The sequence below is a fragment of the Radiobacillus kanasensis genome (genome assembly GCF_021049245.1).
Classification (GTDB): Bacteria; Bacillota; Bacilli; order Bacillales; family Amphibacillaceae; genus Radiobacillus; species Radiobacillus kanasensis.
The window spans coordinates 2,360,290-2,374,195 of sequence record NZ_CP088020.1 but is presented as its reverse complement, the minus strand read 5'-3'; the positions used below and the strand labels follow the sequence as shown (position 1 = coordinate 2,374,195).

General features: G+C 39.3%; 14 protein-coding genes and 3 other annotated features (1 of these 17 cut by a window edge). Of the genes, 11 read left to right on the top strand and 3 right to left on the bottom strand.

The window, feature by feature from the left end; genetic code table 11:
• Positions 1-11: a binding site (T-box leader), on the top strand; it begins 209 nt to the left of the window's first position.
• Between the two features lie 70 nt (positions 12-81).
• The 6 genes from thrS (at position 82) to KO561_RS12325 (ending at position 5,143) form a co-directional block, all read left to right on the top strand.
• A complete protein-coding gene (gene thrS / locus KO561_RS12350) occupies positions 82-2,028 on the top strand; it encodes a threonine--tRNA ligase (protein ID WP_231093557.1) in 1,947 nt (648 codons plus the stop codon).
• A gap of 143 nt (positions 2,029-2,171) precedes the next feature.
• Positions 2,172-2,292: a sequence feature (ribosomal protein L20 leader region), on the top strand.
• Between the two features lie 104 nt (positions 2,293-2,396).
• Positions 2,397-2,900 carry a translation initiation factor IF-3 gene (infC, locus tag KO561_RS12345; protein ID WP_231097150.1) on the top strand — a complete coding sequence of 168 codons (504 nt, stop codon included), beginning with the start codon at positions 2,397-2,399 and terminating at the stop codon, positions 2,898-2,900.
• A gap of 108 nt (positions 2,901-3,008) precedes the next feature.
• Positions 3,009-3,206 carry a 50S ribosomal protein L35 gene (gene rpmI, locus KO561_RS12340; RefSeq protein WP_231093556.1) on the top strand — a complete coding sequence of 66 codons (198 nt, stop codon included), beginning with the start codon at positions 3,009-3,011 and terminating at the stop codon, positions 3,204-3,206.
• Between the two features lie 41 nt (positions 3,207-3,247).
• Positions 3,248-3,604, top strand: coding sequence for a 50S ribosomal protein L20 (rplT, locus tag KO561_RS12335; RefSeq protein ID WP_231093554.1), 357 nt, complete (start codon positions 3,248-3,250; stop codon positions 3,602-3,604).
• Positions 3,605-3,688: 84 nt separating this feature from the next.
• A complete protein-coding gene (locus KO561_RS12330) occupies positions 3,689-3,952 on the top strand; it encodes a DUF1294 domain-containing protein (RefSeq protein WP_231093552.1) in 264 nt (87 codons plus the stop codon).
• A gap of 561 nt (positions 3,953-4,513) precedes the next feature.
• A complete protein-coding gene (locus KO561_RS12325; protein WP_231093549.1) occupies positions 4,514-5,143 on the top strand; it encodes a TVP38/TMEM64 family protein in 630 nt (209 codons plus the stop codon).
• A 17-nt stretch (positions 5,144-5,160) separates the two neighbouring features.
• Here KO561_RS12325 and KO561_RS12320 read toward each other — a convergent pair whose 3' ends face one another.
• On the bottom strand, positions 5,161-5,553 hold the full coding sequence (locus KO561_RS12320; protein WP_231093548.1) for a sigma-w pathway protein ysdB: 393 nt from the start codon (positions 5,551-5,553) through the stop codon (positions 5,161-5,163).
• A gap of 122 nt (positions 5,554-5,675) precedes the next feature.
• On the opposite strand from KO561_RS12320, the gene KO561_RS12315 reads away from it, so the two are divergent.
• Positions 5,676-6,164, top strand: a complete 489-nt coding sequence (locus KO561_RS12315; protein ID WP_231093546.1) for a dUTP diphosphatase — start codon at positions 5,676-5,678, stop codon at positions 6,162-6,164.
• A 74-nt stretch (positions 6,165-6,238) separates the two neighbouring features.
• Positions 6,239-7,324, top strand: coding sequence for a M42 family metallopeptidase (locus KO561_RS12310; RefSeq protein WP_231093545.1), 1,086 nt, complete (start codon positions 6,239-6,241; stop codon positions 7,322-7,324).
• A gap of 43 nt (positions 7,325-7,367) precedes the next feature.
• Here KO561_RS12310 and KO561_RS12305 read toward each other — a convergent pair whose 3' ends face one another.
• Positions 7,368-8,006 (bottom strand): lytic transglycosylase domain-containing protein, encoded by a 639-nt coding sequence (locus KO561_RS12305; protein WP_231093544.1) that lies wholly within the window; start codon positions 8,004-8,006, stop codon positions 7,368-7,370.
• Positions 8,007-8,193: 187 nt separating this feature from the next.
• Positions 8,194-8,409 (bottom strand): small acid-soluble spore protein SspI, encoded by a 216-nt coding sequence (gene sspI, locus KO561_RS12300; protein ID WP_231093543.1) that lies wholly within the window; start codon positions 8,407-8,409, stop codon positions 8,194-8,196.
• Positions 8,410-8,678: 269 nt separating this feature from the next.
• On the opposite strand from sspI, the gene KO561_RS12295 reads away from it, so the two are divergent.
• From KO561_RS12295 to pheT, 3 genes are all read left to right on the top strand, one after another.
• Complete coding sequence (locus KO561_RS12295) at positions 8,679-9,419, top strand: TrmH family RNA methyltransferase (protein WP_231093542.1); 741 nt, start codon at positions 8,679-8,681, stop codon at positions 9,417-9,419.
• 73 nt (positions 9,420-9,492) lie between these two features.
• Positions 9,493-9,725, top strand: a binding site (T-box leader).
• A 72-nt stretch (positions 9,726-9,797) separates the two neighbouring features.
• Positions 9,798-10,832 (top strand): phenylalanine--tRNA ligase subunit alpha, encoded by a 1,035-nt coding sequence (gene pheS / locus KO561_RS12290; RefSeq protein WP_231093541.1) that lies wholly within the window; start codon positions 9,798-9,800, stop codon positions 10,830-10,832.
• A gap of 16 nt (positions 10,833-10,848) precedes the next feature.
• Positions 10,849-13,275 carry a phenylalanine--tRNA ligase subunit beta gene (gene pheT, locus KO561_RS12285; protein WP_231093540.1) on the top strand — a complete coding sequence of 809 codons (2,427 nt, stop codon included), beginning with the start codon at positions 10,849-10,851 and terminating at the stop codon, positions 13,273-13,275.
• Positions 13,276-13,906 lie beyond the last annotated feature (631 nt).

The following is a 13,906-nucleotide window of genomic DNA, read 5'->3' as shown; positions in this document are numbered from 1 at the left end:
TCGTCCCTTTGCTATCTATAGCAGGGGGATGAGCATTTTTATATGTCGAAATATATGTAGGAAAAGTGAGGAGTGGCGATAATGGCAGAACATATTTCTATTCAATTTCCAGATGGAGCAGAGAAGCCTTTCCCAGTCGGTACGACAGGGGAAGAAATAGCTAGCTCTATTTCTCCAGGATTAAAGAAACAAGCCTTAGCTGTAAAGGTGAATGGCACACTATTTGATCTTAGACATCCGTTACAAGCAGGTGGACCGATTGAAATCATCACCTATAAAAATGAGGAAGGCATTGAAATAATGCGTCACTCCAGTGCGCATCTCATGGCCCAAGCTATTAAGCGACTTTATGGTGATGTCTATTTTGGAGTAGGTCCTGTCATCGAAAATGGATTCTATTATGATATGGATATGAACGAGTCTTTAACACCAGAAGATTTACCAAAGATTGAAAAAGAAATGCAAAAGATCGTGGATGAAAATCTGGAAATTGTTCGTAAAGAAATTTCCCGTGAGGAAGCGAAGAAGTTTTTTGCAAATGATCCACTTAAACAAGAATTAATTGATGCTATTCCAGAAGGGGAAGCGGTCTCCATCTACGAGCAAGGGGAGTTTGCCGACCTATGCCGTGGCATTCACGTTCCATCTACGAGTAAAATTAAAGTATTTAAATTGTTAAGCATTTCCGGTGCATACTGGCGCGGAGATAGTAATAACCAAATGCTACAACGTATTTATGGAACTGCCTTCGAGAAGAAAGGACAATTAGATGAATACCTTCGTTTACGGGAAGAAGCAAAAGAAAGGGATCATCGTAAACTGGGTAAGGAGTTAGAACTATTTACCGTTTCTCAAAAAGTTGGACAAGGTCTTCCTTTATGGCTGCCGAAAGGTGCTACGATTCGCCGTACGATTGAACGTTATATCGTTGATTTAGAAGAAAGATTAGGATATAACCACGTGTACACACCAGTACTCGGAAATGTAGAGCTTTATAAGACGAGTGGACACTGGGATCATTATCAAGATGACATGTTCCCGACGATGGAAATGGACAACGAGGACCTTGTTTTACGCCCGATGAACTGTCCACACCATATGATGGTGTATAAGAACCAGCTTCACAGCTACCGTAATTTACCCGTGCGAATTGCCGAGTTAGGAACGATGCACCGTCATGAAATGTCAGGAGCACTTGCAGGATTGCAACGTGTTCGTGCGATGACATTAAATGATGCTCATATCTTCGCAAGACCGGATCAGCTAAAGGATGAATTTATCCGTGTTGTCGAGCTTGTTCAAGCGGTGTACCAAGACTTTGGCATTGACGATTATTACTTCCGTTTATCTTATCGTGATCCAGAAGATAAAGAGAAATATGTGGACAACGATGAAATGTGGGAAAAAGCACAAGCTATGCTGAAAGAAACAATGGAAGACATGGAGTTAGATTATGTGGAAGCTGATGGAGAAGCTGCTTTCTATGGTCCGAAGCTTGATGTACAAGTGAAGACAGCGCTTGGAAAAGATGAAACGTTGTCCACGGTTCAACTGGACTTCCACCTTCCAGAACGTTTTGAATTAACGTATATCGGGGAAGATGGAAAAGAGCATCGCCCAGTGGTTATTCACCGTGGTGTCGTATCCACGATGGAACGGTTTGTCTCCTTCTTAATTGAGGAATATAAAGGAGCGTTCCCGACATGGTTAGCACCTGTTCAAGCCAAAATCATCCCGGTCTCTGCAGATGTACACCTTGACTATGCAAAAAAAGTAGAGGAAAAGCTTCGTTATCAAGGAGTTCGTGTAGAAGTCGATGAAAGAGATGAAAAGATTGGCTATAAAATTCGAGAAGCACAAATGCAAAAAATTCCTTATGCTCTTGTTGTAGGAGATAAAGAGATTGAGAATGAAGCGGTGAACGTTCGTAAGTACGGAGAAAAAGATTCCGAAACGATCGACCTTCAAGTGTTTATGACACAAATCAAGGAAGAAATCGATCGGCGCAAACTACCTAAAAGGAAATAAGTTTAGGTTTCACACCTAGCTTTTCCTTGCATATTATAAAAATGTAAGATATGATATACGTTAGTTGTCATTCATAGATATCGTTTCTATTGACAATGTGCTAGTAGGGATGATATTATTTAACTGGCTAATAAAATATGATCTGAGACAAGTAGAAGCACCCGCTTCTCACCTGATTGACGCTATATTAGCAGTTGGCAGGTCACATTCCGATTTTTAATGGATAAGTGTGGGTGCAGTTTGCATTCACACTTTTTTAATGCTATCAGATCGGTAATGATAGTAACGCAACACGTTGGAACTTGTCGATGAAAGATCTAATATATCTTTTTAAAATTCCATGGAGGTGGCTGATTATTAGCAAAGATATGAATGTCAATGAGAAAATTCGAGCACGTGAGGTTCGTCTCATTGATTCCAATGGTGAACAACTTGGCGTAAAAACACGTCAAGAAGCTTTAGAAATTGCTCAAACGAGAAACTTGGACCTTGTGTTAGTTGCCCCTAACGCAAAACCACCAGTATGTCGTATTATGGACTACGGTAAATTCCGTTTCGAGCAACAAAAGAAAGACAAAGAAGCCCGCAAGAAACAAAAAATTATTAACGTTAAAGAAGTTCGGTTAAGTCCTGGGATTGAAGAACATGACTTTAATACGAAACTTAAAAATGCAAGAAAGTTTCTTGAAAAAGGCGATAAAGTAAAAGCATCTATTCGCTTCCGCGGACGTGCGATTACGCATAAAGAATTAGGGCAAAAAGTACTAGATCGTTTAGCAGAGGAATGTAAGGATCTTTCTACTGTAGAGCAAAAAGCTAAAATGGAAGGTCGAAGCATGTTCTTAATGCTTGCTCCTACTAACGAAAAATAAATGAAGAATCCTTGATGCAAGTAGATATGAACCTAGTCTTTCTCTTCTATGTTGCATGGATCAATCATTTTTCGTACTGCTAATCATTACATTAAGGAGGAACTACTCATGCCAAAAATGAAAACACATAAAGGTGCAGCAAAACGATTTAAAAGAACAGGCTCTGGGAAACTAAAACGTTCCCATGCATACACAAGCCACATGTTCGCTAACAAATCTCAAAAGCAAAAACGTAAGCTTCGTAAAGGTGCTATCATGTCTGCTGGAGATTATAAACGCACTAAAATTTTACTACCATACAAATAAGATTATTTCGAGGATTCGTTTATATATAGGAGGGAATTATTATGCCACGAGTAAAAGGTGGAACTGTAACACGTAAACGTCGTAAACGCATTTTAAAGCTTGCTAAAGGATACTATGGTTCGAAACACGCGCTATTTAAAACTGCAAAACAACAAGTAATCAAATCTGGTCAATATGCATACCGTGACCGTAAACAAAAGAAACGTGATTTCCGTAAATTATGGATCGCACGTATTAACGCAGCTGCTCGCTTGAACGGTCTTTCTTACAGCCGTTTAATGTTCGGTTTAAAGCAAGCTGGTATTGAAGTTAACCGTAAAATGCTTTCTGACCTTGCTGTAAATGATGAAAAAGCATTTGCACAATTAGCAGAAAAAGCAAAATCAGCTCTTAACTAAGACAGATAAAGCCATTCTTGAAGAGGATGGCTTTTTTTACTTTTTAGGCTAAGTATGGTTTTAAAATGAGGAGTGGGGATTCATTTGTACATATTAGTTTTGTATCTTATTATTGTTAATTTAATCTCCTTTGGAATCATGGGTTTTGACAAAGCTCAAGCACGTAAAGGGAAAAGGAGAACCCCAGAGCGAACCATTTGGTTATGGGTTTGGATTGGTGGTTCTTTAGGTGGGTTTATTGGAATGGAGCTGTTTCGTCATAAAACGAAGCATAACAGTTTCAAGCTTGGGCTCCCTGCTTTGGTCATTTTACATGCACTTGTCTTATATTGGCTTGGAACTAGATAGGGAAACTTTTATCCTGTTCTTGTCATAAAGGCTCGTCTTATGTCATATCTTTAAAGAGGACGTTCAAAAAGTCCGGTAAAAATCGCTTTGAACTTCTGCGCTGGCTTGTTTCTCAAAAGACCGGTGCACCTGTGTCTTCTAGCACTTTCGAGGAAGTAAGATTCCTCGGTGCAAGGCTGAAGTGGCCTTCCTCAAGTATCTGAAAGGAATAGTGGATCTTCTGCTAAAATCGCGCACGTCCTGGGACTGCGGTTACTCGCCCCACCGAAAACATTTGTGCACAACGCAGAAGTCAGCACATCCTGTGCAAGTCCGGTCCTTGAAAAAGAGAAGCACTTTTTCTGCGTGCGGTGATTATGCTTCCGAAGCAACGAGCTTGTACTCGAAGCTACGCCGCCTTGAAATTTAAAGAAGACTTGGCGATTGACGAACGGAGTGAGGAAGAGCCTTAGTCACACTTATACTTACATCCAAGCATGTTTATAAGAGTAAGTGCTTTGCGCTTTTTATCCTCCTTTTGAACATGAAATTTTAAGGAGACATCTATGAAGGAGGCTAACCATGGAGCTATTAGGTACCTACTTGATGGCCATTGTTGAAAAGGGTGGGTTATTTGCTCCGCTTTTATTCATTAGCTTTCACATCCTTAGACCTTTGTTTTTTCTACCTGTCGCTTTTATTTGTATATCTGGAGGATTATTGTTTGGAGCAGTTACCGGTTCGATTTATTCCATCATCGGAATAACATTATCTAGCTACGTGTTTTACCACATGATCCAACGAATGCCTAAAACGTATCAAAGATTAGTCTATATGAAGAGTAAAATAATAGGAGAGCACACCAGGGTGACGATACTGCAAGTCGCCTTACTACGTTTAATTCCATTTGTTCACTTTCATTTACTATCCCTTTGTTTACTGGAGATTTCTGCAAATGCCAAGGAATACATGAGGTCATCTTTCTTCTCAAATATTCCGTTAGCCATTGCATATACAGCTTTCGGACAATGGATGTCGAACTTATCTCCAGTCATGATCGTAGCAGCTTTATGTATCCTACTTCCATGCATATACTTAATTCGTCGAAAAGAAATCATTATTAAGTGGGAAGAATTTTTCCCTGAAAAGAAGACAAGGAAACAAGAGGTGGCTGTACCAGCCAACAAGCATTCAAAAATGCCTGGGTTCTAAAAGAATCCAGGCATTTATCAGTTTTTGATTGCGGTTAATAGTTCATTGATGGGATACTTCCAGTCTATTTCAGCTTGTGGGTAGCGAATTAGTAGCTCTTTTTCTAGAAAATACAAATCATTTCGTTCTAGTCCTTGAAGGTCTTGAGGATCCTTCACCTGCACACTAATACTTACAACATCAAAGGACTGTTCCGTTGCACCAATGTATTTTTCCCCTTCAAAAACCATTCCCTTATACGTCATCATAAGATTTTTTTTCACATTATCCGGGTCATCCAGATAATAAAAGCTCTTTATTTTTTTAGCTCTTTCTAGTTTTCGAAGCGGGCTCCTTACATACTCATATGCGGTGTACACAATGATGACTAAAGCTATCAGGATTAACAATCGGAATAAGATAATAATCATCGCTTTTATCTCCCTACTCGTACAGAGTCCTTATGGTAGTATTGCTTACGAAACCAAACCCCAATAAGTTTCACTTTTTTTTAGATGAACATGATATAATCGAAAAAACAGGAGGGATTCGTGTGAATTGGGAAAAGCTATTTAACATGCAACGAGAATTGGATCATCATATAGAAACGAAACATGGTCTAGATAAAAAGGATTTATTCGAAAGAAAGATACTTGCTTTGTTTGTTGAAGTAGGAGAACTAGCCAATGAAACGAGATGCTTTAAATTTTGGAGCACGAAGGCACCAAGTGAACGTGACGTGATTTTAGAGGAATATGTGGATGGAGTTCATTTTATCTTGTCGCTCGGTTTGAATAAAGGATTTACATACCAATCGGATATGGACAAGAAGCAAGATATGTCCGACTTGACGGCCTTATTTAACCATGTATTTGACGCCATTTCGCTCTTTAAAAACCATGCGACAGAAGAGCATTACCAACAACTATTTAATTCCTATTTAGATGTAGGAACATATCTTGGGTTTGATGAAGAAGCAACATACCAAGCCTATGTTGCGAAAAATGAAATTAACCACTCTCGCCAAAACAGTGGATATTAGTATATGTTTTGAGAAAAGCTGTAAGAAGGACTATACTTGAAAAGTGAGTTAACATCGAAGGAGGGTCTATACATATGGCAGAGCTTAATGAAAAACTAACGATGTTAAAAGAGTTAACAGATGCTAGAGCAATACCTGGAAACGAAAAAGAAGCCAGAGATGTAATGAAAAAGTACATTACACCATACTCGGATGAAGTGTACACCGATAATTTAGGAAGTTTGATTGCGAAAAAAGTTGGCAAAAAAGATGGTCCTAAGATTATGGTGGCTGGTCACTTAGATGAGATTGGTTTTATGGTAACTCGAATTGATGATAAAGGATTCCTTTATTTCCAACCGACAGGCGGATGGTGGAGCCAGGTCATGTTGGCACAACGCGTAACGATCTTGACGAGCAAAGGAGACGTTACTGGTGTTATCGGTTCGAAGCCTCCACATATTCTTTCTCCAGAAGCTAGAAAGAAACCAGTGGAGATTAAAGATATGTTTGTAGATATCGGTGCATCTAGCAAGGAAGAGGCAATGGAATTCGGTGTGAAACCTGGTGATTCTATTGTGCCTTACTTTGAGTTTACACAAATGAAAAACGAAAAGCTTTTACTGGCGAAAGCATGGGATAATCGGATCGGATTAGCGATTGCGATTGAAGTCTTGAAACGTCTAAAAGAGGAAGACCATCCGAACGTCGTGTACGGAGTAGGAACTGTACAAGAAGAAGTAGGAACGCGTGGTGCTAAAACATCCGCACAAGCCATTCAACCAGATATCGGCTTCGCAGTCGATGTAGGTATAGCCGGAGATACACCAGGAATTTCAGATAAAGATGCAGACAATAATTTAGGGGATGGACCACAAATCGTCTTGTACGATGCCACCATGATTTCCCATAAAGGATTGCGTGATTTTGTCATTGATACAGCCGACAAGCACAACATTCCTTATCAATACACTTCTCTTCCGGGTGGAGGAACGGACTCTGGTCCGATTCACTTAACAGCTAACGGCGTTCCAGCATTATCGGTTACGATAGCAACTCGTTATATTCATACACATGCATCCATCCTACATGAAGATGACTTTGAAAACACGGTGAAACTTTTAGTCGAAGTGATTAAAGGATTAGATGCGGATAAAGTAAAAGAAATTACATTTGGATAACATGAAAAAAGAACGTGAGAAGTAATAACTCTCACGTTCTTTTTTAAACAAGTGTGCTAGAACCTAACACTTTCTTCACATAATTTTGCGTTTCAACAAATGGTGGAATCCCATTGTATTTGTCTACATTACCTGGGCCTGCGTTATAAGCAGCAACCGCTAAGGTAGTGTTTCCATCATACTTATCAAGCATTTGTCTTAAATATTTTGTTCCACCCATAATATTTTCCTCAGGATTAAACGAATTGTTCACACCTAATCCTCTTGCTGTCGCTGGCATGAGCTGCATGAGACCTTGAGCTCCAGCATGGCTTACAGCATTTGCGTTAAAATTAGATTCCGTTTTAATAACAGATGAAATCAAGTTTTTATCTACTCCATACCTCGCTGCTGCTTTGTCAATAATAGCTTCTATATCTTTCGGTGCGGTTACGGATTGCAGTTGCATCGTAGGTTGAAGTGATGATGAGAAGGAGTAAATCGGAAAGTTATTCGCCGCACTGTATAAACCATTCGTTGTACCACTTGTAGAAGACGTGGACAGTTGAGATAGCTGCATGTTTAATATTTTTTGAAAAGCACTCTCTATCGTAGGAGAACTTGACGAAAAAGAGCCACTTGATTGATTGAATAGAGACATAGCTTGTAGTTGAATCAAACTTTGCATCGATTTAATATCCATTACGCATCCCCAATTCCGATCATATTTATGGATATAATTTTAGTCTAACTAGGTGATTTTAGCAACAACCAAATGTTGTTAAGTCCCATCAGTAATAATGTTTGAATCCAAGTAAGGTTACTGTTTTTCTTTTTTTTTATGTAAAAAAAGAAGAGAAGCACTCATTGTGCTCCTCCATCTTTATGAATTAATGGGTTTGCTTAACCCCTTGAACAAGGGCTGTTAGCATTTCTTGACGATCATTGTCATCGGATTGCTGCCAAATTAGTTCAAACAAAACACCTAAACCTGGTAACATTTTTTCCTCGCCACTTTGAATCGCATCGACAATTGTAGCTTGCATTTGCTGCTCATCATTTTCCGAAATGTTTTCCAGGATGGCTTTGCGTAAGTTTAAATCCATTCTACCACCTCATTTAATAGTTATAGAGGATGTTCAAAAAGTCCGGTAAAAATCACTTTGAACTTCTGCGTTGGCTTGCTTCTCCGTTCCTCATGTATCCATAATCATACATTCCGGTACTCGAAGCTGCGCCGCCTTGAATTTCTTTGCGATTTTTATCCTCCTTTTTGAACACGCACTTATAAGTGTAGTTTGACCTCTAAGAAACAAAATATGTATGATAGGAGAAGAATAAAATAGAGAACAGCTGAAGTGAGGATGAAGAGTACTTGATAACATCAACTCAAAATACAAAAGTAAAGCAATGGAATAAGTTAAAGAAGAAAAAAGGTAGAACAGAAACAGGTACTTTTTTAGTCGAAGGTTTTCATCTAGTACAGGAAGCAATTCAAAGTGACTGGACGGTTCAAGAAGTCATTTTACAGGAAGGTGTAGATGCCCCTTCATGGATACAAGGTGTAGAAATTCACCATGTTACGGATAACGTGTTTCAGCATATTGCCGATACGAAAACTCCGCAAGGAATAGCAGCAGTTGTATATCATAAGAGTGATGCACAACTGAAAGGAAACAGGCTTTTGTTGATCGATGCGGTACAAGATCCAGGCAATCTTGGTACAATCATCCGAACGACAGATGCTGCAGGTTTTGGTGGGGTCATACTTGGAGATGGAACGGTTGATATGTTGAATGATAAAGTAGTCAGAGCAACTCAAGGCTCTCTGTTTCATTTACCAATCATTCAAGCAGAGCTGACTTCCAAAATAAAAGAACTACAAAACGATGGGTTCCAAGTGTGGGCGTCAACATTAGAAGATTCCGTAACTTATTCTGAATTGAATCCTCCAACTAAGACCGCGCTTATCGTCGGAAACGAAGGAGCTGGGATTACTTCTTCCGTAGCGGAATTGGCTGATGAAAAGGTAAGAATCCCCATTTACGGAAAAGCGGAGTCATTAAATGTTAGTGTCGCGACAGGCGTTTTATTGTATTATTTGGCAACATCATAAAAACGAACAGGAAAATGTTTGCAACTATCGACAAGATTTCATATAATATGTGGTAATTGATATTAAATTTTCATAAAAAGCGTTGAAGGATTACAGTATATAGTTGCTAACCTCGATTTAAGGAATGAAATACCATAGACTGAAAGTATTTCAATCGAAGCAATTATAGAATTTCACTCTGGAGCTGACATTTGGACCTTGCCGATGCAAGTAAAGATGTTCCGGTTTTCAAACCGTTATCAAAACTCGAGTGGGCATGTTTGATGCCAACAAGGGTGGTACCGCGATTATAATCTCGTCCCTTTTTATGGGATGGGATTTTTTATTTGTCCAAAATTTCGGTATAACGAAACGATTTAAAGAAGAGGAGGTTCCTACATGAAGGAACGGTTAGAAGAACTGAAGACTGAAGCGTTAGACAAAGTAACCAATAGTGATACGTTGAAGGATCTTCAAGATATTCGCGTTGCGTATCTTGGGAAGAAGGGACCCATTACCGAGGTTTTAAGGGGAATGGGGAAATTATCGAAGGAAGAGCGACCAATTATTGGAGAATTAGCAAACAAAGTAAGAGAAGCTATTTCCGACGCCCTTGATGAAAAGAAAGAAAAGCTAGAAGCGGAAGAGCTAGAAAAGAAATTAGCGGAAGAAACGATTGATGTCACGTTACCTGGAAGACCTGTTCAGGTCGGTGGTCCACATTTACTCACGAGCATCGTCGAAGAGATTGAAGACTTATTTATCGGAATGGGATTTGAAATCAAAGAAGGTCCAGAAGTAGAAACAGACTACTATAACTTTGAAGCATTGAATCTTCCGAAGGGGCATCCTGCACGTGATATGCAGGACTCTTTCTATATCACAGAAGAGCTGTTGCTTCGTACACATACTTCTCCTGTTCAAGCGCGTACGATGGGTGCTTATGAAGGAAGAAAGCCAGTAAAAATGATTTGTCCTGGGAAAGTGTATCGAAGAGATACAGACGATGCGACACACTCGCATCAGTTTACACAAATCGAAGGTTTATATGTAGATAAGAACGTACGTATGAGTGATTTAAAAGGCGTGCTAAATCGCTTTGCGAAACAAATGTTTGGCGAGGATCGTGAAATCCGTTTACGCCCTAGTTTCTTCCCGTTTACAGAGCCTTCGGTAGAAATGGATATTTCTTGTAAGGTTTGTAACGGAGAGGGATGTTCTGTATGTAAGGGAACAGGATGGATCGAGATTCTCGGCGGAGGAATGGTGCACCCGCGCGTATTAGAGATGGCGGGCTATGATCCAAAAGTGTACAATGGATTTGCTTTCGGTATGGGACCGGAGCGTATTGCGATGTTGAAGTATGGCGTAGATGATATTCGTCATTTCTATATGAATGATATCCGATTCTTAAAGCAATACCACAAAGCGTAAAGAAGGAGGGGAAAACATGTTTGTTTCCTTAAATTGGTTGAAAAATTATGTAGATATAGGTAGCATTTCCCCAGACGAATTGGCAGAAAAGATTACAAAGTCTGGTATTGAAGTGGAAGGTATTGAGTATGTAGCAGAGCAAAGCACGAATGTCGTTGTTGGACATGTCGAATCGTGTGAAAAGCATCCAAATGCTGATAAATTAAACCTTTGTCAAGTAAACGTAGGGGAAGAAGTCCTGCAAATCGTTTGTGGTGCCCCAAACATCGCGCAAGGACAAAAGGTAGCCGTTGCCAAACCAGGTGCCGTATTACCTGGAAACTTTAAAATTAAAAGAGCAAAACTCAGAGGCGTCGAATCCAATGGGATGATTTGTTCCTTGCAAGAGCTTGGTATTGAAGAAAAATTTGTACCAAAAGACGTAGCAGAAGGTATTTTTGTTTTCCCGGACCATGTAGAGGTTGGTGCCAACGCGATGGGCGAGCTTAATTTAGATGATGCCATCCTAGAATTAGGATTAACTCCAAATCGCTCTGATGCGCTTAGTATGCTAGGGGTCGCCTATGAAGTAGCAACGATTCTAGATTTACCGATCAAGTTACCTGAGGTGGATGTAGATACCCTGGATAATAAAGCTAGCGATAAAGTTTCCGTTCATGTAGAAGCCAAGGATCTGAATCCTTACTATGGAGCTTTTGTTGTTGAAAACATTGAAATTGGTCCGTCTCCATTATGGATGAAAAACTATTTAATCGCAGCTGGCATCCGTCCGATTAACAATGTGGTTGATATAACGAACTACGTTCTACTTGAATATGGGCAGCCATTACACGCTTTTGATTACGATCAATTTGGTTCTAAGGAAGTCGTCGTACGACGTGCGAAAGACGGAGAAACCATTCAAACGTTGGATGATCAAGAAAGAACGTTAACATCTGATCACTTAGTGATAACGAATGGAAGGGAACCAGTCGCTATAGCTGGTGTAATGGGTGGAGCAAATTCCGAGGTTTCAGACAGTACCAAAACGGTATTACTAGAAGCAGCCTATTTCAGTCCGGCAGCAGTTCGAACGGCATCTAAGGATCACGGACTTCGTAGTGAATCAAGTGCTCGCTTTGAAAAAGGAGTAGATCCGAATCGTGTTCGTTTGGCTGGGCTTCGTGCATGTCAATTACTTAGCCAATATGCAAATGGTTCCGTTTTAAGTGGCGTTGTGGAGCATGATGAATTGGATAAACAAGAAAAAACGGTAGAAATGAATGTTTCAAAAGTAAATGACAGACTTGGAACATCTATTTCTAATGAAGAAGCGGCAGATATTTTACGTAAGCTTCGTTTTGACTATAAACAGGATGCGGAAGATTTTACGGTTTCGGTACCTACTCGAAGACAAGATATAACTATCTTTGAAGATATGGTAGAGGAAATCGCTAGAATCTATGGGTATGATCATTTGCCTTACACCCTTCCACAGGGAGCTTCTCAAGCAGGTGGACTATCGAAACGGCAATTATTAAAACGGGAAGTGAAACAGTATTTAGAAGGGGTAGGTCTGACAGAAACAATCACGTATTCGTTAACGAGTAAAGAAAGAGCAGAACTACTGCTTAGCCCAGAAATTAAAGAAGCGGCGGTTAGTCCAGTTCGACTAGCAATGCCAATGAGTGAGGATCATAGCACATTACGCTTAAGCATACTTCCGGAATTACTAGGTTCATTAGGCTATAACATGGCAAGGAAACAGCAAAACCTAGCGTATTATGAAGTAGGAACTGTGTTCGTGTCTGGAGAAGAAGAGACAACCAAGCAACCTACTGAAACATTACGGGTTTCGGGAGGCTTAACGGGTGCTTGGTTAGAACAGCCGTGGCAGCAGGAAAAGAAAGAAGTGGACTTCTATTTAGTGAAGGGAATAGTCGAAGGACTATTATCGCAATTAGTGATTACACCTGTCTTTGTTCAAACCAAAATCGATGGATTACATCCAGGTAGAACGGCTCAGGTTTTCGTGAAGGATAAATCGGTCGGCTATATTGGACAACTGCATCCTAGTCTGCAAAAGGATTTCGGTCTCAAAGATACGTATGTCTTTGATTTAGATCTTGATTTCTTACTGACTATTTATGAGAATGAGCCGAATTTTGCGAAAATACCAAGATTCCCTTCTGTTTCAAGAGATATCGCACTTGAGGTAGACGAAAGTGTTCAAGCAGGAGAAATTCAAGTAACCATTGAGCAGGAAGGCGGTCCTTTACTTCAAGAAGTGCAAGTATTTGATGTATATCAAGGTGAGCACTTAACGGAAGGTAAAAAATCAATTGCATATAATTTGCTTTATTTAGATCCGGAACGAACGTTGACTGATGATGAAGTGGAGGAATCTTATCAAGCGATTCTTACAGCTGTAAAAGAAAAACATCAAGCTGAATTAAGAGGATAGAGTTAATAGTTCACCGCTTCAACTAAATTGTTCACTTGCTGTGGGAGAAAATGATAAATCTCTTAACGAATAGCTTATCAAAACTTTTGTAGCACCCATTTTAAGGCTGGATTTAGAAAACAAAAACGCTTGGAATTGAACTTCCCCTATTGTACACATTCTAGTAATCAGGGCAGATCAATCTTCCAAGCGTTTCTTAGTATTTATATGAATGGTTCTAATAATGTTTCTTGTCATTGAAGATTTAACTGTATGATAATTTTTTTTGTATGATATATTTAAGTTTGGAAAATTTATATATTCCAGTAAGCGTTAATAAAAGTAGAATGGATAAGGATCCTAAGATTTCATATTCAAAGTTAATCAATCCGAACCAAATTATACTCAGTACAAACATAATGACGAGTGTTAACAAATAAGGGAAAGCCATAACATAGTACCATCCTTTCCCTTTCCTATATATGAACAAAGCTTCCCATTTAGCTTCATTCATATGAAAGGCTTTCTTGATCATCATAAAAAACAACAGCAATAACCCAATATAAGTTAAGGAACCAATTATATTCAATAGAATATAAGAAAGGAAAAACACGACTAATTCCAAATTAATTCCACCCTGTTTATTTAGTAT

Excerpts from the sequence above, each read along its gene's own strand:
- KO561_RS12310 (WP_231093545.1), top strand. The coding sequence starts at position 6,239 with ATGGCAGAGCTTAATGAAAAACTAACGATGTTAAAAGAGTTAACAGAT.
- KO561_RS12325 (WP_231093549.1), top strand. The coding sequence starts at position 4,514 with ATGGAGCTATTAGGTACCTACTTGATGGCCATTGTTGAAAAGGGTGGG.
- KO561_RS12320 (WP_231093548.1), bottom strand. The coding sequence starts at position 5,553 with ATGATTATTATCTTATTCCGATTGTTAATCCTGATAGCTTTAGTCATC.
- KO561_RS12305 (WP_231093544.1), bottom strand. The coding sequence starts at position 8,006 with ATGGATATTAAATCGATGCAAAGTTTGATTCAACTACAAGCTATGTCT.
- rplT (WP_231093554.1), top strand. The coding sequence starts at position 3,248 with ATGCCACGAGTAAAAGGTGGAACTGTAACACGTAAACGTCGTAAACGC.
- sspI (WP_231093543.1), bottom strand. The coding sequence starts at position 8,409 with ATGGATTTAAACTTACGCAAAGCCATCCTGGAAAACATTTCGGAAAAT.
- infC (WP_231097150.1), top strand. The coding sequence starts at position 2,397 with ATGAATGTCAATGAGAAAATTCGAGCACGTGAGGTTCGTCTCATTGAT.
- rpmI (WP_231093556.1), top strand. The coding sequence starts at position 3,009 with ATGCCAAAAATGAAAACACATAAAGGTGCAGCAAAACGATTTAAAAGA.
- pheS (WP_231093541.1), top strand. The coding sequence starts at position 9,798 with ATGAAGGAACGGTTAGAAGAACTGAAGACTGAAGCGTTAGACAAAGTA.
- pheT (WP_231093540.1), top strand. The coding sequence starts at position 10,849 with ATGTTTGTTTCCTTAAATTGGTTGAAAAATTATGTAGATATAGGTAGC.
- thrS (WP_231093557.1), top strand. The coding sequence starts at position 82 with ATGGCAGAACATATTTCTATTCAATTTCCAGATGGAGCAGAGAAGCCT.